Genomic DNA, 19466 nt, shown 5'->3' with positions numbered 1-19466 from the left:
GAGGTATGCCGCGTGGGCACCTTCGCGTGGCTCCGGCAGGCGGCGTCGGGGCGATTTCGTCGGCGTCGGCCGCTCTAGTAGCCTGCTCCGCGGTGGCGTGTCCGAGCGGCCTAAGGAGCACGCCTCGAAAGCGTGTGTGGGTGAAAGCCCACCGTGGGTTCAAATCCCACCGCCACCGCCAGCCAGCCAAATGAAGCAGGACCCCGACACGCTATTGGTCGGGGTCCTGCTTCATTTGGTCTGACGCTGCGGGATTTGGGAGGAGCCCGCGGTCGGGTGAGGAACGAACCCGCCCGCGGGCGACGGCGTCCCACCGCCACCGCCACGACGAGAAGGACCCGACTGGTTTCGGTCGGGTCCTTCTCGTCGTTTCGCGCCAGCCCGGACCTTCGGCCAATTGGCCGACTTTCGAGGCGAAGCGCCGGCGTGGGAGCAGATTGTCGGCCAATCGGCCGCGTCTCAGCGTCGTCGTGCCGTGGCCGCCTACTCGGTGACCGTGGCCAGGGCGCCCGGGGTAGCCGCCCTGGCGCGCGGCGTGCGGTGCAGCTGCGACACGACCAGGACGGTCAGCAGCACGAAGCCCGCTGCCATCGTGAGGGCCGAGTCGGCGCCGACGACGAACACGTGGTGCGCCTGTTCCACGGCAGTGCGGCCGTGGGTCGGCTCCGCTGCCGCATGGCGGGTGGCGGTGCCGAAGACGGTCACCAGCAGGGCCAGGCCCAGGGACCCGCCGACCTGCTGCGTGACGTTGACCAACCCGGACGCAGCGCCCGCGTGCCGCGGCTCGACCTCGTGCAGGGACGCGCCGGTGAGCGGGACGAATGCCGTGCCGTTGCCGAGCCCGAGCAGCACCAGCGGCAGCAGGATCGACCAGTAGCTGCTCGTCTCCGACACCCGGCTCAGCAAGGCGAGGGCGGTGGTGGAGAGCAGTGTCCCCGCGACCATCACGCGCCGCGGGCCGAACTGCTCGACGAAGCGCCGGGCGCTCAGCTGGGAGGCGAGGAAGAGAGCCGCCGTGAGCGGCAGGAACCCGAGCCCGGTCTGGAGCGGCGTGTAGCCGAGGATGTCCTGGAGGAAGAGGGTCGTGAAGAAGAACGTGCCCATGATCCCCGCCACGAGGAGCAACCGACCGGCATACGAACCTGCACGGGTGGGGTTGGCGAACAGCTCCAGCGGCGTGATCGGGTGCGGCGCCCGGCGCTCGATGACGACGAAGGCGGCGAGCAACGCCACCGCTGCGACGAACGAGGCGATCGTCTCGGCGTTGCCCCAGCCGGCCTCCGCGGCATGCACGAATCCGTACACCAGGGCCGTCATGCCGAGCGTCGAGGTGAGTGCGCCGGCGACATCGATCGTGCCGCTCGCCCGAGCCGTCTCGGGGACCACGACCAGGGCGGCCACGACGACGGCGAGCCCGATCGGCACGTTGACGAACATCACCCAGCGCCATGAGAACCACTCGGTGAGGAGGCCGCCGGCGATGAGCCCGATGGCTGCCCCCCCGATCGAGACGCCGGTGAAGAGACCGAGGGCGCGGGTGCGCTCGCGAGGGTCGGTGAAGGTGGACATCAGGAGCGCGAGGACGGCAGGCGCCGCGAGGGCCGCGCCGACGCCCTGGGCCGCGCGGGAGGCGACGAGCCAGGTGGCGGTGGTCGCGAAGCCGCCGACGAACGACGAGGTCGCGAACAGCGCCATCCCCGCGACGAAGACGCGGCGGCGGCCGAAGAGGTCGCCGGCCCGCGCGCCGAAGAGGAGGAGGCCGCCGAAGGCGAGCGTGTAGGCGTTCAGGACCCACGAGAGGCCGGTGGGGGTGAAGTCGAGCGCCGTCTGCATCGTGGGCAGCGCGACGTTCACGATGGTGGCGTCGAGGACGACCATCAGCTGGGCGATCAGGATGACGCCGAGGACGACGCCGGGGGAGACCTGCCGGCGCGGGCCCCGCACGGGGGCCGGAGCAGCAGGAGCCGCCGGAGCGGCAGAAGTCTGGGCAGACACGGGGTCTTGCTCCTTCGAGTACGATGGGTGAGGAAGTGGAAGGTCACTCCGGTTGAACAATACGGAGGGTGCCTCCGGTTTGCAAGTGCCACGTGCCTGCAGGCCGTCAACCAGAGAGAGGTATGCCGGGTGGTCCCGACGAGTGCGGCCGACCAGCTCAGTGACGAGCGGCCGATGCGCGCCGACGCGCAGCGCAACTACGAGCGGCTGGTGCTGGCGGCCCGCGAGGTGCTGCGCGAGTCCGGCACCGAGTCCTCGCTCGAGGAGATCGCCCGCCGTGCGGGCGTGGGGATCGGCACGCTGTACCGCCGGTTCCCGACCAGGCTGTCCCTCCTGGAAGCCGTCTACCGCGAGGACGTCGACGCCCTCGGCGACCGGACCGCCCGGCTCGTCGAGGAGAAGCAGCCGTGGGAAGCACTCGAGGCCTGGGTGTGGGTCCTGCTCGACTACGCCGCCACCAAGCGTGCCCTCTTCCAGGAGCTGGTGGACGCGGTGGGGCGCGACTCCGAGCTCTTGACCCACTCGCGGGAGGCCGTCAACGGGGCTGCTGCCCTGGTGCTGCGCAACGCGCAGCAGGCAGGGGTGGCCCGTGCCGAGGTCGAGCCATCCGACCTGCTCCGCCTCGTCGGGGGATGCACCATGATGGGCGAGCTCGAGCCGGCGCAGCAGAAGCGCGTCGTCGCGATCGTGCTCGGCGGGATCCGCTCGGCTCCCTGACCGTCGCAGGGTGCGCCACCCCGCAGCGGCCGACTCGTGGGGTGTGGGAGATTGGCGCCGTGGACCAACTCGAGCCAGTCGCCCCCACGCCGGTCTTCTTCCTCGCCGGCGGCACGGGCATCTCGGCAGAGACCCTGGGAAACCTCATGCTCGCGCAGTTCCCCGGCCTGACCTTCGCGCGCCGCAAGATCCCGTTCATCACGACCGTGGAGCAGGCTCGCAGCGTGGTGGCCGAGCTCGACGCCGCCACGACCGACTCGGTGACGGCGCTGGTCTTCTCGACCGTCTCGGACGAGGAGATCCGCAAGGAGCTCCAGCGCACCTCCGGCGCCTTCATCGACCTGTTCGGCTCGAACCTCGACACCGTGGAGCGGGTGCTGCACGTCAACGCCACCCACGGTGTCGGCGCCCTCCACGGAGTGGGCGACACCCGTCGCTACGACCTGCGGATGAAGGCCATCGAGTTCGCGATGGAGCACGACGACGGTGCCAGCCTGCGCAACCTCGAGCAGGCCGACCTGATCCTCGTGGCGCCGTCGCGGTGTGGCAAGACACCGACCTCGATGTACCTCGCGCTCCAGCACGGCCTCAAGGTGGCCAACTACCCGCTGGTCCCCGAGGACTTCGACTCCGACGCCCTGCCGCGCCCCGTCAAGGACCTCGTCGCCAAGTGCTTCGGCCTGCTCTCGACCCCGGGCCGGCTGAGCCAGGTGAGAGGGGAACGCCGCCCCGGGTCGACGTATGCCAGTCTCGCCCAGTGCAGCTACGAGTTGCGGCGGGCCGAGGCGCTCTACCGGGCGCACCGGATCCCCTCGATCAACTCCGCCTCCATGTCGGTGGAGGAGATGGCGGCCGTCATCATGCAGACCACCCGACTGGGCAACCTCGCCTAGCAGGCCAGAAACACTGTCGAAAGGGAACGCCGTGAGCGCCAACATCTCGTGGTTCAAGGACCTCGGCCTGGGCGACGTCGAGTCGGTCGGTGGCAAGAACGCCTCGCTGGGCGAGATGGTCCAGCACCTGTCGAAGGCTGGGGTGCGGGTGCCGGACGGGTTCGCCACGACGGCGGATGCGTACCGGCGTTTCCTGGCGCACGAGGGGCTGGCCGACCGGATCAGCGCGACGCTGGCCGACCTCGACGTGGAGGACACCCGGTCGCTGGCGGAGGCCGGCGCGCAGATCCGTGACCTCGTGGAGGGGCAGCCGTTCCCGGCGGACCTCGAGTCCGACATCCGCGCGGCCTACGAGGAGCTGGTGGCTGGCGCGCCCGGTGAGGTGAGCTGGGCGGTGCGGTCGAGCGCCACGGCGGAGGACATGCCCGACGCGTCGTTCGCGGGGCAGCAGGAGACCTTCCTCAACGTGTTGGGGATCGACAACATCCTGCTGGCGATCAAGAAGGTGTTCGCCTCGCTCTACAACGACCGGGCGATCGCCTACCGCGTGCACAGCAGCTACGACCACGACGTCGTCGCGCTCTCGGCCGGGATCCAGCGGATGGTGCGCTCCGACATCGGTTCGTCGGGCGTGATGTTCACCATCGACACCGAGTCCGGCTTCCCGGATGCGGTGTTCATCACGAGCAGCTACGGCCTCGGTGAGGCGGTCGTGCAGGGTGCGGTCAACCCGGACGAGTTCTACGTCTACAAGCCGGCCCTGCGCGCCGGTCGGCCGGCGATCCTCAAGCGTGGCGTGGGCGGCAAGGCCACCAAGATGGTCTACACGCAGGATTCCGCGGTGGGCCGCTCGATCGACTTCGTGCCGGTCGACGAGGCGGAGCGGGCCCGGCTGAGCCTGACCGACGACGAGGTGACCGAGCTGGCCCAGCACGCGCTGAAGATCGAGGAGCACTACGGCCGGCCGATGGACATCGAGTGGGGCAAGGACGGCGTCGACGGGCAGCTGTACATCCTGCAGGCGCGCCCCGAGACGGTGAAGTCGCGCCAGTCCGGGTCGACGCTGCAACGGTTCCGGATGGACGAGCCGATGACCGGGCGTGGCGAGGTCCTGGTCGAGGGTCGTGCGATCGGCCAGAAGATCGGCGCCGGCGCGGTGCGGGTGCTGACCAGCGCCGAGTCGATGCACGAGTTCCAGCCGGGCGAGGTGCTCGTGGCCGACATGACCGACCCCGACTGGGAGCCGGTGATGAAGCGCGCCAGCGCGATCGTCACCAACCGCGGTGGCCGCACCTGCCACGCCGCGATCATCGCCCGCGAGCTCGGCATCCCCGCTGTCGTCGGCACCGGCACGGCCACCACCGCGCTCTCGGACGGGCAGGAGGTCACCGTGTCCGCGGCCGAGGGTGACACCGGGCTGGTCTACGACGGGCTGCAGAAGTTCTCGGTCACCGAGACCGCCCTGGACGACATGCCCGAGGTCCCGGTCAAGATCATGATGAACGTCGGCACCCCCGACCAGGCGTTCGAGTTCTCCCGCTTGCCGCACAAGGGGATCGGGCTCGCCCGGCTGGAGTTCATCATCAACCGCCAGATCGGCATCCACCCCCGCGCCCTCCTCGAGCTCGACGACCAGGAGCCCGCGATCAAGGCCGAGATCGACGCCCTCATCGCGGCCTACGACAGCCCGCGCGACTACTTCGTGAAGCGGGTCGCCGAGGGCGTCTCGATGCTCGCTGCCGCGTTCGCGCCGGAGCCGGTGATCGTGCGGATGAGCGACTTCAAGTCCAACGAGTACGCCCACATGCTGGGCGGGCAGCGGTACGAGCCGGACGAGGAGAACCCGATGATCGGGTACCGCGGCGCCGCGCGGTACTTGTCTGACGACTTCGCTGAGTGCTTCGCGATGGAGTGCGAAGCGCTGCGGCTGGTGCGCGACGAGATGGGGCTGACCAACGTCAAGGTGATGATCCCGTTCATCCGCACCCTCAAGGAGGCCGAAGGCGTCATCGACCTGTTGGGACAGAACGGGTTGCGGCGCGGGGAGAACGACCTCCAGGTCGTGATGATGTGCGAGGTCCCCTCCAACGCCGTCAACGCCGACGCGTTCCTCGACCACTTCGACGGCTTCTCGATCGGGTCGAACGACCTCACCCAGCTGACCCTCGGGCTCGACCGCGACTCGGCCCTGGTCGCCGGTGGCTTCGACGAACGCGACCCCGCCGTGAAGAAGATGCTCTCCATGGCCATCGAGGCCTGCCGCGCCCGCGGCAAGTACGTCGGCATCTGCGGCCAGGGACCCTCGGACCACCCCGACCTCGCCGACTGGCTGATGGACCAGGGCATCGAGTCGATGTCGCTCAACCCCGACACCGTCGTCGAGACCTGGCTCCGACTGGCCAAGAGGTCGCCGCAGCCCTCCTAGGGCAGGGTCTGCCCGAATGGGCGATTCGGGAATGAACGCCCGGCCCGATAGGGTTGCATCCACTGCGTGCGCACCGTCGTGCACCAACAGGTCGTCTGCTCCGCGCCCCAACTACTGGTTGGCGCCGTCAGCTCACAGGTTTCGTGAGTGGTCCAGCATCTTCGGCCACTCCCTACTGCTGATGAGAGCTCCCCTTTGTCTACGCACACCGTTTCCGTGAACCGTGCCCCCGCCCCACTGCCCTTCGCCGACCTCGGCATCCACCCGCGCGTCATCGCGGCCCTGCGTGAGCGCGGCATCGACACGCCGTTCCCGATCCAGGCCGCGACGCTTCCCGACTCGCTCGCCGGCCGTGACGTGCTCGGCCGTGGCCGCACCGGCAGCGGCAAGACGGTGGCGTTCGCGCTGCCGATGGTCGCCGCCCTGGCCAAGTCGGGCCGGCGACGCGCGCCGCACACCCCGCGGGCGCTCGTGCTGGTCCCGACCCGCGAGCTCGCCATCCAGGTCGCCGAGACGGTGACCCCGCTCGCCGCCGCCCTCGAGCTGCGCACCATGACCATCTTCGGTGGCGTGGGCCAGAACCCGCAGGTCGCCTCGCTGCGTCGTGGGGTCGACATCGTCATCGCGACGCCCGGTCGGCTCGAGGACCTCATCGGCCAGGGCCACGTGCGCCTGGGCGACATCGAGGTCACCGTGCTCGACGAGGCCGACCACATGGCTGACCTCGGCTTCCTGCCCGCTGTGAAGCGCCTGCTCGACGCCACCCCGCGCGATGGCCAGCGACTGCTCTTCTCGGCCACGCTGGACAACGCGATCGACCAGCTGGTGAAGCGCTACCTGCACAACCCCGTCACGCACAGTGTCGACAGCGCCGCGTCACCCGTCCCGGCGATGACGCACCACCTGTTCAACGTGAGCCGCGACAACAAGCCGGCCGTCGTGCGCGAACTCGTTGCAGGACAGGGCCGCACGCTCGCCTTCACCCGCACCAAGCACGCCGCCAAGAAGCTGGCCAAGCAGCTCACCGCGTCGGGGATCCCGGCGGTCGACCTGCACGGCAACCTGTCCCAGGCCGCCCGCCAGCGCAACCTCGCCGCCTTCAGCGAGGGCCACAGCCGCGTGCTCGTGGCCACCGACATCGCGGCTCGTGGCATCCACGTCGACGACGTCACCCTCGTCGTGCACGTCGACCCGCCGGCCGAGCACAAGGCCTACCTGCACCGCTCCGGCCGCACCGCCCGTGCGGGTGCCGAGGGTGTCGTCGTGACGGTCAGCACACCTGAGGAGCGCGGTGACACCCGCACCCTCATGCGCCAGGCCGGCATCAAGCCCACCGCCGTCGACGTGACCCCCGGGCACCCCGCCATCGGCGACCTGACCGGACCTGCCGCCGAGCTCGTCACACCGGCCCCCGTGGCCGCGCAGCCCAGTGGTGGCAACGGTGGTCGCTCGCAGCGTGGTCGTGGTGGCTCCGGCACGCCGCGCCCGCAGGGCGGCTCGGGTCGCCCCGCCGGCGGAGCCGGTCGCTCGTCCGGTGGCGCTCGTGGTCGGCGCGGTGGCTCGCAGTCATCGAGCGCGGAGTCCTACCGCACCGAGACCCCGAGGTCGCAGGGATCGCGCAGCGCCGGTTCCTCGAGCTCCTCGCGCGGGTCGTCCAACCGCCAGGGTGCTGCGTCGCAGGGCAGCTCGCGCTCAGGTGGCGGCATCGCCGCCTTCTCCGCGGGTCGCCGGGGGCGCTGAGCCCGCGCGCCCACCGGGCCGCACGGCATACCCTCGCGCCCAACGGCGCGCACGGCGTGCCTGTGCGACCTGACGTGCCATGATCGTCGGCCCGGGCCGTCGCCAGGCCGTCTGGACCCTCGCGAGATCGGAGCACACGCATGTCCTCTGGTGCCGCGGTCGGCAGCTGCCTGCGCAAGTACGCCTCGTTCTCGGGGCGGGCCCGGCGTTCGGAGTACTGGTGGTGGATGCTCTTCTTCGTCCTCTGCTACTCCGTCGCCACCGGCATCGATGCGTCAGCGGGGTTGCTCGCCGAGGACGGCACGGGGGTGGTCAACACCATCGCGGGCCTGGCCCTGACGCTTCCCGGCATCGCCGTCACGGTGCGCCGCCTGCATGACACCGGCCGCTCGGGGTGGTTCTGCCTCCTCAGCCTGGTCCCCCTCGTCGGTCCGATCGTCATGTTCGTGTTCACCGTCACGGACAGCCAGCGGTTCAACAACCCGTATGGCCCCTCCCCGAAACCCCCGCACCCCGCAAGGGTGGTCAACACCGCCGCCTGAGGACGTCGGCACCTCCGGGGCGGAAAGCCTCCCGCCGTCCTGAGCGCACGGCATACCGGTGGTGTGCCCTCTGGGTCGCACGTCGTCCGCCCGCACGCAAGGGTGGACCCATGCACGACGACACCACCCTCACGACCGGTCGCGTCACCCGGGTCCTGACCGAGCGCATCTGGCCCGCGGTCCACGCGTTGTCGGTGCCGCTCACGGTCGAGGCCCACACCCTTCCCGGTGAGCCGGTGCCGCCGTCCGTGGGCCTGGCCCTCGACTACGAGCCGTATGCCGTGGGCTCACCGTGGGGACCCGCGTGGGGGACCACGTGGTTCCGGCTGACCGGCGAGGTGCCCGCCGAGTGGGCGGGTCGCCGGGTGGAGGCGCTCGTCGACCTCGGGTTCGACGTGGCGGAGCCGGGGTTCCAGTGCGAGGGGCTGGTCTACCGTCCCGACGGCTCGCCGGTGAAGGCGGTGAACCCGCACAACCACTGGGCGCTCGTGACCCCCGCGGCCGACGGCGGGGAGCGGGTCGAGCTCTACGTGGAGGCGGCCGCGAACCCGGTGGTGTTCGGGCCGGTTCGCTTCAAGCCGACCACCCAGGGCGACCTGCACACCGCGTCACCCGACCCGATCTACGCGACCAGGCGGGTGGACCTGGCCGTCTTCGACGCGGAGGTGCACGCCCTCGCCCTGGACCTCGACGTGTTGCTCGGGCTCCAGGCCGAGCTCCCGGCCGGACAACGGCGAAGCAGGATCCTGCAGGCCCTCGACGACGCGCTCGACAGGCTCGACCTCGCCGATGTCCCGGGCACGGCGACCGCCGCTCGAGCTGCCCTGGCCGAGGTGCTGGCGAGACCCGCTGGCGCCTCGACCCACCTCGTGTCGGCGGTCGGGCACGCCCACATCGACTCGGCGTGGCTGTGGCCGGTGCGCGAGACGGTGCGCAAGGTCGCTCGCACCACGGCCTCGATGGTCGCGCTCATCGACGAGACCGACGACTTCGTCTACGGCATGTCGAGCGCCCAGCAGTACGCGTGGGTCAAGGAGCACCGACCCGAGGTGTGGTCGCGCATCGTCGCGGCGGTACGGTCGGGCCGGTTCCTGCCCCTGGGAGGCATGTGGGTGGAGAGCGACACCGTGATGCCCTCGGGCGAGTCGATGGTGCGCCAGTTCCTCTACGGCCAGCGGTTCTTCGAGGAGGAGCTCGGGATCCGTTCGCACGGGGTGTGGCTCCCTGACAGCTTCGGCTACTCACCGGCGCTGCCACAGCTGGTGCGCAGGGCGGGCTTCGACTGGTTCTTCACCCAGGAGATCTCCTGGAACCAGGTCAACACCTTCCCCCACCACACGTTCCTCTGGGAGGGCATCGACGGCTCCCGGGTGCTGACGCACTTCCCTCCGATGGACACCTACAACTCCGAGCTGTCCGGAGCCGAGCTGGCGCTGGCCGACCGGCAGTTCCGCGACCACCGCATCGCCTCCGGGTCGATCGCGCCCGTCGGCTGGGGCGACGGTGGTGGCGGGACCACGCGCGAGATGACCGGGCGGGCCGCACGCCTCGCCGACCTCGAGGGCAGCCCCCGCGTGCGGTGGGAGCACCCCGACGAGTTCTACGCCCGCACGAGGGGCGAGCTCATGGACGAGGACGGGCAGCCCCGGCCCGGCACACCGGTCTGGGTCGGGGAGCTCTACCTTGAGCTGCACCGGGCCACCCTCACCTCGCAGCACCGCACCAAGGCGGGCAACCGACGCTGCGAGCACCTGCTCGTGGAGGCCGAGCTGTGGGCCGCCACCGCCGCGGTCAGGGCTGGCGCGGCATACCCGCATGACGAGCTCGACGCGCTCTGGAAGCAGGTGCTGCTCCAGCAGTTCCACGACATTCTGCCCGGCACGTCCATCGCGTGGGTGCACCGCGAAGCGGTGGAGCAGTACGCGCGCGTGGAGCGCGAGGCCGAGGCGATCGTGGCCCGCTCGCTGGCCGCCCTGGTCGGCGAGGGGAACACGCGAATCTCGCTCAACGGCGCGGGATCCGCGCGCGAGGGGGTGCCCGCCGGGGCCGCTGTGGTGCGCGGAGGCGACGGTCCTGCGGCAACTGTCGTGGTCCGCGGCGACGCGGGCGAGGTGGTGCTCGACAACGCTGTGGTGCGGGTGTCGCTGTCGTCGGGCGGGCTTGTCACGTCGGCCGTCTACCTCGCGACCGGACGGGACGCGATCGCTCGCGGAGGCGCTGGTGGCCTGCTGCAGCTGCACCCCGACCTGCCGAACAAGTGGGACGCGTGGGATGTCGACCGGTTCTACCGCAACAGTGTGCGCGACCTCCGCGAAGCCGACAGCGTGGACGTGGCCGTCGATGCCCACGGCGTCGCACGGGTTGTCGTGGAGCGCACGATCTCAGCGAGTTCCAGTGTGCGACAAGTCTTCTCACTGTCACCTGGGTCGCGGACCCTCCACGTCGAGCAGGTCACCGACTGGCACGAGGTCGAGACCTTCCTCAAGGTGGCCTTCCCGCTCGACGTCCGCGCAGACCACACCAGCGCCGAGACGCAGTTCGGTCACCAACGGCGGCCGACCCACGTCAACACCAGCTGGGAGGTGGCGCGCTTCGAGACCTCGATGCACCGGTTCGTGCACGTCGAGGAGCCCGGCTTCGGCGTGGGGCTCGTCAACGACTCCACCTACGGCTACGACGTCACCCGTGACTGGGTCGAGGACGCAGTGGTGTCGACCACGCTGCGCCTCTCGCTGCTGCGGGCGCCGAGGTTTCCCGATCCCGAGACCGACCACGGAGTCCACACCCACCGCTACGGCCTGGTCGTCGGCGCTGGAGTCGAGGGCGCTGCGAAGGAGGGCGCTTGGCTCAACACCCCGGCTCGCGAGGTCGAGGGCGCTCACGGGTTCGACCCCCTCGTGCGCGTGGAGGGCGAGGGAGTGGCGCTCTCCAGCGTCAAGCTCGCCGCCGACCGCTCCGGCGACCTCGTCGTCAGGGTGCACGAGGAGCTGGGTGGGCGCGCGCGAGCAACCATCACGGTCGACACGGACGTGACGTCGGTCGCCGAGGTCACGCTCCTCGAGGAAGTCCTGGACCGGCCAGCTCCCGAGCTGGCGGGCGGGGATGGCACCGCTCTCGTGGAGGTGGGGCTGGGGCCGTTCGAGGTGCGGACCCTTCGCTTCAGTTGTCCTCTTCCGCGGACGTCACCCGAGGACGGACCCGAGCAAGCTCGGTGAGTCCTGGCGCGGCATACCCCCGCGGGAGTATGCCGGGTTGCCCCGGCCGGGGGACGCCACCGCGTGCCTCGGGTGCCTACGCTGGCGGACATGCGTGAGCCCGACGACTTGGCCTGGGGTCCCCCGTGGGCGCGGGGCCGTGGAGCCGGCGCGGGTGACGGCCCTCGCGGTGCGCGCTACGTGCTGGCCTTGGTGGTCGCGGTGATCCAGGTGGGGGGCAGCCTGGGCGCCGCTCACGGGCAACCCGGTCGTCACCCGCTCGACGCCGTCGCCGTGCTGCTGCTCCTCGTCGCGCCCGTGGCCATCGCCGTGCTCCGCCGGTTCCCGGTGCCCGCCGTGGCGGCGACCGCGCTCGCGGCAGCCGCGTACCTCGCACGGGGTTACGCCTACGGCCCGGTCTTCCTCGGACTGGCCATCACGTTGTTCGTGACGGTGGTGCGGGGGCACCGGGTGGCGGCCTGGCTGGGGGCGGCCGCCGTGCTGGCGGGTGACGCGCTGGGTCGGCTGGTCTTCGACGCGGTGCCGTGGTCGTGGCCGGCCACGGGCGGGTTGGTGGCCTGGACCCTCGTGGTGCTGGCCGTCGCCGAGGTGGGCCGCAGCTGGCGCGAACGGGCGGCGACCTACCGACAGGCAGCCCGCGAGACGCGCCTGAGGCAGGTGGGCGAGGAGCGCCTGCGCATCGCCCAGGAGCTGCACGACGTCGTCGCGCACCACATGTCGCTGATCAACGTGCAGGCCGGGGTGGCACTGCACCTGGCCGACCGCAGGCCCGAGCAGGTCGAGCCGGCGCTCGTCGCGATCCGTGACGCGAGCAAGGAGGCGCTCACCGAGCTGAGGTCGCTCATCGACGTCCTGCGCCTCGACGGTGCCCCCGCTCCCCGTTCGCCGGTCGCAACCCTGGCCGGACTCGACGACATCGTCGAGCGCAGCGGACACGCGGGCCTGCAGGTGACCAAGACCGTCACCGGGGAGCCGCGCACGCTGCCTGCGGCAGTGGAGCTCGCGGCATACCGGATCGTGCAGGAGGCGATCACCAACATCGTCCGCCACGCGCACGCGACGCGCGCAGCGGTGACCCTCGACTACGGTGACGAGCTGCTCTCCCTGGCGATCGAGGACGACGGCGACGGAGCCGCCACGCTGCCGAACCTGGTGCAGGGCAACGGGATCAGTGGGATGCAGGAGCGCGCAAGGGCCCTCGGTGGTGAGCTGCGGCTCGGGCCCGCGTCCACCGGCGGTCTCCGGGTAGAGGCAGCACTGCCCACCGGTGGTCAGCGGTGATCCGGGTGGTGCTGGCTGACGACCAGGCCCTGTTGCGTGCCGGGATCCGTGCCCTGCTCGACGCCGAGGACGACATCGAGGTCGTGGGTGAGGCGGCAGACGGTGCCGAGGCCGTCGCAGTGGTCCGGGCCACCGAGCCCGACGTCGTGCTGATGGACATCAGGATGCCGGGCACCGACGGGCTCGAGGCCACCCGGCAGATCGCTGCCGACGACCGTCTCTCCGGCACCCGAGTGATCGTGCTGACGACGTTCGACCTCGACGAGTACGTCTTCGAGGCCGTGCGGATCGGAGCCAGCGGGTTCCTCGTCAAGGACACCGAGCCCGCCGAGCTGCTGCGCGGCGTCCGCGCCGTCGCGAGCGGTGACGCACTGCTCTCCCCGGGCGTCACCCGCCGGCTCATCGGCGAGTTCGCCACGCGCAGCCGCCCCCACGCCGCTCCCGCCGCGGACCGGCTCGGCGAGCTGACCGACCGCGAGCGCGAGGTCGTCGCACTCGTGGGCGAGGGCCTCAACAACGAGGAGATCGCGAGCCGCCTCTTCCTCAGTCCCGCGACGGCCAAGACCCACGTCAGCCGGTCGATGATCAAGCTGCACGTGCGCGACCGTGCCCAGCTGGTCGTGCTCGCCTATGAATCGGGTCTGGTGCGACCCGGGTGGTCCCAGGAGTAGCTGCCACCCCGCGGCCTACGCCCGGGGGAGCAGGCGAGGTGTCGCCCCCCGTGGGATTCGGAAAGGGTTCTCCGGACGAAGGATTGAGGAGTCAGCTCAATCCGACCAAGGAGTCATCATGACCGCCGTCATCGCCACCGCCAGCACCCTCGCCGCCGACGACCACTACTGGAACGGTCCCGGCCCCTGGTGGCCGATCTTCCCCTTCCTCTGGTTGCTCTTCATCATCGGGATCTTCGTCACCTTCCGCTTCTTCGGCCTGCGCCGGTGGCGCCAGGTGCAGGGGTATGCCGGCACGCGCGCCGGCGAGGCCAAGCTGGCCGAGCGCTACGCGGCGGGCGAGATCGACGAGCAGGAGTACGAACGCCGGCTCGCGACCCTCAAGCGGATGGGGTCGTCATGACCCGCTAGCTGGCCGGCAGGCCGGCGAGCGGGGCTCAACCGGGGCCTTCGCGGCCAGGCGGGCACGAGGCTGCCGACGATGGTCAAATCCGTTGGGAGGGAGGACAATCAAGGTGTTCGGCCCGCCTCGGATCGACGGACCGCCTTCAAGGAAAGGTGGTTGTGACCACCATGAAGCGATGGAACCATCCACAAGATCTCATTGCTCTCGTCGCCGGCGCCTACGCAGCCCTCTCGCCGTGGTGGACCACCACGACTGACCGGGCGACCATGACCATGGTCGTGCTGGGTGCCGTCACCGCCGTGCTTGCCCTGGTCGAGCTGGTCAGGCCGGACATGATGTCCATCGAGGGACTCACTGCGCTGATGGGCGCCCTCATGATCGCGGCACCCTGGGTCATGGGGTTCAGCGGCACCCGACCGATCGCCTGGACCGCCTGGGTCGCCGGCGCCGTGGTCCTCGTGGTCGGCGCGGCCGACCTCCAGGTCACCCGGTCGCACCACAAGGGGACCATGGCGACGTCCATCTAGCTGCCCTCAGACGTCCAGCCAACCGTCCTCAGGTCAGGCTGAGGAGGGCCAGGGCGTAGGCGCACTCGGGGTCGGGGTCCGAGTACGTCTCGCGTCCCTCGTCGGTCTCGACGGTGACGAGCCACTGCGCGTCCTCGCGGCTCAGCGACACCAGCCGCTCGCCGATGAGGTCGCGCAGCTGGTCCTCCCGTGGCATCCAGAGCGCGGTGTCGAGCGTGACGGAGTCGAGGGCCCACTCGGTCGTGCCGTTGAAGCCGAGCAGCGGCTGGCCCTTGAAGGTGTGCACGTCGATGGTGAGGTGGCTGATCCAGAACACCTCGCCCACCACGTTGGGCTGGTCGATCGTGAACCGGTCGCCGGGCGCCGGCTCCCACAGCACCCCGCCCTGGTTCAGGCTGCGCGACAGGTCCACCGAGATCATGGTGGGAGCCTACGTCGCCACCGGTCGGTCCGCTGCGCCGCGCGCAGAGGTATGCCGCGCGGCCAGTGGCGGATTCAAGTGGCCCACGCGGCATACCCCGGTCTGCGGAGGGGCTAGAGCAGGTCGAAGGCCCGCAGCTCGTCCTCGCTCATCAACCGCGAGCGGATGAGGAACCGCACCCCCTCGGGCGCCTCCACGGAGAAGCCGCTGCCGCGTCCCTTGACGACGTCGACGGTGAGGTGGGTGTGCTTCCAGTACTCGTACTGGGAGACGGACATCCAGAACTCGATCGGGTCGAGCAGGCCACCCACGACGAGGTCGTCGAGGTGGATGTCGGCGTCGCCGGTGATGAACTCGCCTGCGGGGTAACACATCGGGGCGCTGCCGTCGCAGCAGCCGCCTGACTGGTGGAACATGAGCGGGCCGTGCTTCACCGTGAGGCGACGGAGCAGGTCCGCCGCCTCACGGGTGAAGTCGACCCGGGTGAGCTGCGGGTCCGCGGCCGGTGCCGCAGTGGTGCCGGCGTCGGCGTGGGTGGCAGCCTCCGGTGACGTCATCGGTCTAGAAGAAACCGAGGGCGTCGGGGGAGTACGAGACCAGGAGGTTCTTGGTCTGCTGGTAGTGGTCGAGCATCATCTTGTGGTTCTCGCGGCCGATGCCGGACTGCTTGTACCCGCCGAACGCGGCGTGCGCCGGGTACTGGTGGTAGCAGTTCGTCCAGACGCGACCGGCCTTGATGCCACGGCCCATCCGGTAGGCGCGGGCACCGTCGCGGGTCCACACGCCGGCGCCGAGGCCGTAGAGCGTGTCGTTGGCGATCGCCAGGGCGTCGGCCTCGTCGGTGAAGCTCGTCAGCGACACGACCGGTCCGAAGATCTCCTCCTGGAAGACCCGCATGGAGTTGTTGCCCTCGAAGACCGTGGGCGTCACGTAGTAGCCCCCGGCGAGGTCGCCGTCGAGCACGTTGCGCTCACCGCCGGTGAGCACCTTGGCGCCCTCCTGCCGTCCGATGTCGAGGTAGGACAGGATCTTCTCGAGCTGGTCGTTGCTGGCCTGGGCGCCGATCATCGTGTCGGTGTCGAGCGGGTTGCCCTGCTTGACCTTCTCCACGCGCTGGATCGCGTCGCCGACGAAGTCGCTGTAGATCGACTCCTGCACGAGGGCGCGCGACGGGCAGGTGCAGACCTCGCCCTGGTTGAGCGCGAACATCGTGAAGCCCTCGAGGGCCTTGTCGTAGAAGGCGTCGCGGCTCTCGGCGACGTCGTCGAAGAACACGTTCGGGCTCTTGCCGCCGAGCTCCAGCGTCACGGGGATGATGTTCTGGCTGGCGTACTGCATGATCAGCCGTCCGGTCGTGGTCTCACCGGTGAACGCGACCTTCGCCACCCGGCTCGAGCTGGCGAGCGGCTTGCCCGCCTCCACGCCGAACCCGTTGACCACGTTGAGCACTCCCGCCGGGATGAGGTCGCCGATCAGCTCGAGCACCTTGAGGATCGACCACGGGGTCTGCTCCGCCGGCTTCAGGACGACGGCGTTGCCGGCGGCCAGGGCCGGCGCCAGCTTCCACGTCGCCATCAGGATCGGGAAGTTCCACGGGATGATCTGGGCGACCACGCCGAGCGGCTCGTGGAAGTGGTAGGCCACGGTGTTCTCGTCGATCTCCGAGCTGCTGCCCTCCTGGCCGCGGAGCACGCCGCCGAAGTAGCGGAAGTGGTCGATCGCCAGGGGCAGGTCGGCGGCCAGGGTCTCGCGCACCGGCTTGCCGTTGTCCCACGTCTCGGCGATGGCCAGCGCCTCGAGGTTCTCCTCGAGGCGGTCGGCGATCCGGTTGAGGATGAGCGCGCGCTCGGCGAGCGACGTCTTTCCCCACGCCGGTGCGGCGGCGTGTGCTGCGTCCAGAGCCGCCTCGATGTCCTCCGCGGTGCCACGGCCCACCTCCGTGAAGGCGCGGCCGGTCACGGGTGAGATGTTCTCGAAGTACTCGCCCTTCTTGGGCTCGACCCAGTTGCCGCCGATGAAGTGCCCGTAGCGCGGTTCGACCGTGACCTTCGAGCCCTCGGTACCGGGGGGTGCATAGACCGTCATCGCTGTTCTCCCAACGTCCTTGGTGGTGCCCCGCGAGTGGGGGATGCCGAGACGGTAGGCAGCGCAACGTTGCGACCACGTTGCACGGTGCCGCCGCAGCAACCTTTGCTAGCAAAGCAACCTCGCTGGCGGACAGGTTGCACCCTGTCCGTCAGCAAGCAACCTTTGCTAGCAAAGGTTGCTTGGGCCCCGAGTCGGGGCGGGTCAGGCGCCCAGCTCGCGGTCGAGACGGGCGATCTGGCCGACCACCAGCGGCCGCAGCGGCGAGGTCGGCCCCAGACAGGCCAGCTGGGCGGTCCACATCTCGTGGTCGTCGGTGCCCCACGACGAACGGGTCCAGGTGGACATCAGGTCAGGTTCGCGGCTGGCGAGCAGGGCGCGTCGCAGCTGGCCCTCGACGCTGCTCCGCAGTCGCACGACGCCTGGTGACGTCGAGCCGGGGAGGAGCGGTCCGCGGTAGCTGCGGAGCGCCGACCCCACGGCTCCCGCGGCGAGGTGGGCCTCGACGGCCAGCCAGTCGGCGGTCACCTCGGCTGCCAGCCGGTAGGGGCGAGACGCCAGCAGGTCGTCACCGAGCAGTGACCGCAACCGGTTCAGCTCGGCGCGGAGGGTCGATGACGTCACGTCCTCCTCGTAGAGCAGCACCGCGAGCTCGTCGCCGGACAGACCACGGGGAGCCGACGCCAGTAGGAGCAGGATCTCGCTGTGCCGACGGCTGAGCCGGACCGTGCGACGGTGCCCGCGCCCATCGTCGACGGTGAGCAGCGCCTCGTCCCGACCGAGCGCGTGCAGGGCAGCCGTCAGCCGTGACGAGGTCGGCTGGATCGGCCGGGCGCCGTGGCTGAGGAGCTCACGGGCGAGCTCGGCCTCGGCCATCCGGGCCGCGGCACGCACCATCGCCATGGTCTGCGGGACGACGATCTGGTCGCCGCCGGTGATGTCGAGGACACCGAGCAGGGCCGCGGTGGTCGGGTCGTGGATCGGCGTCGCGGCGCAGCTCCAGCGCTGCACGGACCGCCGGAAGTGCTCGGCGCCGATGATGTTGACCGACTGGTCGAGGGCGAGGGCCATACCGGGCGCGTTGGTGCCGGCGAGCCGCTCATCCCAGTTGCTCCCCTCCACGAAGCCGATGCTCTCCGCGCGACGCAGCACCTCCGGGGTGCCGCAGACCCACAGCAGCTGTCCGGCGGCGTCGGAGACGGCCATGATCGCGTCGCACTCGCGAGCAGCCCGGCCGAGCACGTCGTCGAGGAGGGGGAACACCTGGGCCAGCGGGTGCGCCTCACGGTGGTCACGGAGGGCGTCGGCGGGCAGGGTGATCGGAGCCTCCACGCGGTCGGCCTCGACCCCGGCGGCCGCCGACCTGACCCACGAGTCGGCCACCTGGGCGCGCACGGCCGTCATCGGTTCCACCGCCTCAGTGTGGGTGGGGGGACTCCCCCTGTCCACGGTCGTCCGGACTGCGTCGGCCCAGTGGCCCCCTGCCGCGCCGAACGGTCGGCCCGTAGCCGCGGACCGAGGTCGGCCAGTCTGGGACAGCTGCGTGGGTTGAGCCGGTCGGTAGTCAGCTGCGCGGGTTCAGCTGCGCGGGCTCAGCAGGGCGGGCTCAGCAGGGCGGGCTCAGCAGGGCGGGTTCAGCTGCGCGGGCTCAGCAGGGCGGGGTGGTGGCCGCGGGGGAGGTCTTCGGCGCCGGGGTCAGCGCGGTGAACTTGGCTCCCAGCACCAGGTCCACGGAGGAGTCGGTGCGGCTGTCCCTGATCGCCTTGGAGCCCTTCACGAGCGTCAGCACGAGCTTCGCCGAGGCCGTGCCGGAGGTGCCGTAGCGGACCTCGGCGGCGATGGCGACGTCCTTCTGCAAGGGGTCGTTGCTGACCGTCGCGACCTTGAAGCCGCGCTTGCGCACGTCAGCAGCGGTCTTGGCGGCCAGGCCCGAGCGCTCGGTCGCGTTGTAGACGTTGACCGTGACCTGGCCCGGGGTGCGCACCGTGGACGTCGTGGTCGCGGTCGTCGTGCAGCTGGGCGACGGCGCGGCCTTCGCCTTGTCGCTCTCCCGGTAGTAGGAGTAGGCGTACCAGAACGCGAAGAACAGCATGAGCGCCACGACCCCGAGGGTGATGAGCGCCCGGCGTCGGCGCGCCCGCCGGGCACGCGAGGATCCCGACTCCACGACGTAACTCACGAACCCACCTCCGCCCGCGTCAGCGCGGCCCCCCTCTTGCCTGGGTCATGGGGCCTGGGGTCAGTCAAGCACGAGCACGCGCGCGTGGAGAGTAGGTCGCTGCTGAAGCGCGGCACGGAGTGCACGGTGCAGACCGTCCTCGAGGTACAGCGTCCCCTCCCACTCGACCACGTGCGCGAACAGGTCGCCGTAGAACGTCGAGTCCTCCGCGAGCAGGTGACCGAGGTCGAGCGTGCGCTTCGTCGTGACGAGCTCGTCGAGCCGCACCATGCGCGGGGGCACGTCGGCCCAGTCGCGCGGCGTCTGCTTTCCGTGGTCGGGGTAGGGGCGCTCCTCGCCCACCTTCTTGAAGATCACCCAGCCACCATA

At 70.6% G+C, this 19466-nt stretch carries 17 protein-coding genes and 1 tRNA gene; 11 read left to right on the top strand and 7 right to left on the bottom strand.

Annotation, left to right across the window (positions count from 1 at the left end):
* Positions 1-91: 91 nt before the first annotated feature.
* Positions 92-181, top strand: a tRNA-Ser gene (locus tag AC1DX8_RS11710).
* A gap of 302 nt (positions 182-483) precedes the next feature.
* On the opposite strand, the gene AC1DX8_RS11705 is transcribed toward AC1DX8_RS11710, so the two are convergent.
* Positions 484-1995, bottom strand: a complete 1512-nt coding sequence (locus AC1DX8_RS11705) for an MFS transporter (RefSeq protein ID WP_477630100.1) — start codon at positions 1993-1995, stop codon at positions 484-486.
* Between the two features lie 129 nt (positions 1996-2124).
* Between AC1DX8_RS11705 and AC1DX8_RS11700 the strand changes: the two genes are divergently transcribed.
* From AC1DX8_RS11700 to AC1DX8_RS11655, 10 genes are all read left to right on the top strand, one after another.
* Positions 2125-2712, top strand: coding sequence for a TetR/AcrR family transcriptional regulator (locus AC1DX8_RS11700; RefSeq protein ID WP_477630099.1), 588 nt, complete (start codon positions 2125-2127; stop codon positions 2710-2712).
* A 59-nt stretch (positions 2713-2771) separates the two neighbouring features.
* On the top strand, positions 2772-3605 hold the full coding sequence (locus AC1DX8_RS11695; RefSeq protein ID WP_477630098.1) for a pyruvate, water dikinase regulatory protein: 834 nt from the start codon (positions 2772-2774) through the stop codon (positions 3603-3605).
* 31 nt (positions 3606-3636) lie between these two features.
* Positions 3637-6030: a phosphoenolpyruvate synthase gene (ppsA, locus tag AC1DX8_RS11690; RefSeq protein ID WP_477630097.1), complete on the top strand. Its 2394-nt coding sequence runs from the start codon at positions 3637-3639 to the stop codon at positions 6028-6030.
* 216 nt (positions 6031-6246) lie between these two features.
* Positions 6247-7770: a DEAD/DEAH box helicase gene (locus tag AC1DX8_RS11685; protein ID WP_477630096.1), complete on the top strand. Its 1524-nt coding sequence runs from the start codon at positions 6247-6249 to the stop codon at positions 7768-7770.
* A gap of 140 nt (positions 7771-7910) precedes the next feature.
* The gene (locus AC1DX8_RS11680) at positions 7911-8312 is read left to right on the top strand and encodes a DUF805 domain-containing protein (RefSeq protein WP_477630095.1); all 402 of its coding nucleotides are present in this window, start codon (positions 7911-7913) and stop codon (positions 8310-8312) included.
* A 110-nt stretch (positions 8313-8422) separates the two neighbouring features.
* Complete coding sequence (locus AC1DX8_RS11675) at positions 8423-11527, top strand: alpha-mannosidase (RefSeq protein ID WP_477630094.1); 3105 nt, start codon at positions 8423-8425, stop codon at positions 11525-11527.
* Positions 11528-11617: 90 nt separating this feature from the next.
* Positions 11618-12808: a sensor histidine kinase gene (locus tag AC1DX8_RS11670; protein WP_477630093.1), complete on the top strand. Its 1191-nt coding sequence runs from the start codon at positions 11618-11620 to the stop codon at positions 12806-12808.
* On the top strand, positions 12805-13479 hold the full coding sequence (locus tag AC1DX8_RS11665; RefSeq protein WP_477630092.1) for a response regulator transcription factor: 675 nt from the start codon (positions 12805-12807) through the stop codon (positions 13477-13479). The genes AC1DX8_RS11670 and AC1DX8_RS11665 overlap by 4 nt, the downstream gene beginning before the upstream one ends.
* A gap of 118 nt (positions 13480-13597) precedes the next feature.
* Positions 13598-13882 (top strand): SHOCT domain-containing protein, encoded by a 285-nt coding sequence (locus AC1DX8_RS11660; RefSeq protein ID WP_477630091.1) that lies wholly within the window; start codon positions 13598-13600, stop codon positions 13880-13882.
* A 170-nt stretch (positions 13883-14052) separates the two neighbouring features.
* Positions 14053-14412 carry an SPW repeat domain-containing protein gene (locus AC1DX8_RS11655; protein ID WP_477630185.1) on the top strand — a complete coding sequence of 120 codons (360 nt, stop codon included), beginning with the start codon at positions 14053-14055 and terminating at the stop codon, positions 14410-14412.
* 28 nt (positions 14413-14440) lie between these two features.
* Here AC1DX8_RS11655 and AC1DX8_RS11650 read toward each other — a convergent pair whose 3' ends face one another.
* From AC1DX8_RS11650 to AC1DX8_RS11625, 6 genes are all read right to left on the bottom strand, one after another.
* Positions 14441-14833: a hypothetical protein gene (locus AC1DX8_RS11650; RefSeq protein WP_477630090.1), complete on the bottom strand. Its 393-nt coding sequence runs from the start codon at positions 14831-14833 to the stop codon at positions 14441-14443.
* A 113-nt stretch (positions 14834-14946) separates the two neighbouring features.
* Positions 14947-15390 carry a DUF779 domain-containing protein gene (locus AC1DX8_RS11645; RefSeq protein ID WP_477630089.1) on the bottom strand — a complete coding sequence of 148 codons (444 nt, stop codon included), beginning with the start codon at positions 15388-15390 and terminating at the stop codon, positions 14947-14949.
* A gap of 4 nt (positions 15391-15394) precedes the next feature.
* Positions 15395-16918 carry an aldehyde dehydrogenase gene (gene adh / locus AC1DX8_RS11640; protein WP_477630088.1) on the bottom strand — a complete coding sequence of 508 codons (1524 nt, stop codon included), beginning with the start codon at positions 16916-16918 and terminating at the stop codon, positions 15395-15397.
* A 204-nt stretch (positions 16919-17122) separates the two neighbouring features.
* On the bottom strand, positions 17123-18322 hold the full coding sequence (locus AC1DX8_RS11635; protein ID WP_477630184.1) for a GAF domain-containing protein: 1200 nt from the start codon (positions 18320-18322) through the stop codon (positions 17123-17125).
* Positions 18323-18566: 244 nt separating this feature from the next.
* Entirely contained in the window at positions 18567-19097 is a 531-nt protein-coding gene (locus tag AC1DX8_RS11630; protein ID WP_477630087.1) for a LytR C-terminal domain-containing protein, read from the bottom strand.
* Between the two features lie 60 nt (positions 19098-19157).
* On the bottom strand, positions 19158-19454 hold the full coding sequence (locus AC1DX8_RS11625) for a type II toxin-antitoxin system VapB family antitoxin (protein WP_477630086.1): 297 nt from the start codon (positions 19452-19454) through the stop codon (positions 19158-19160).
* Between the last annotated feature and the right edge of the window lie 12 nt (positions 19455-19466).

This window comes from Pedococcus sp. P2_A3 (assembly GCF_056405035.1).
This window is presented reverse-complemented; position numbering and strand designations above follow the sequence as displayed.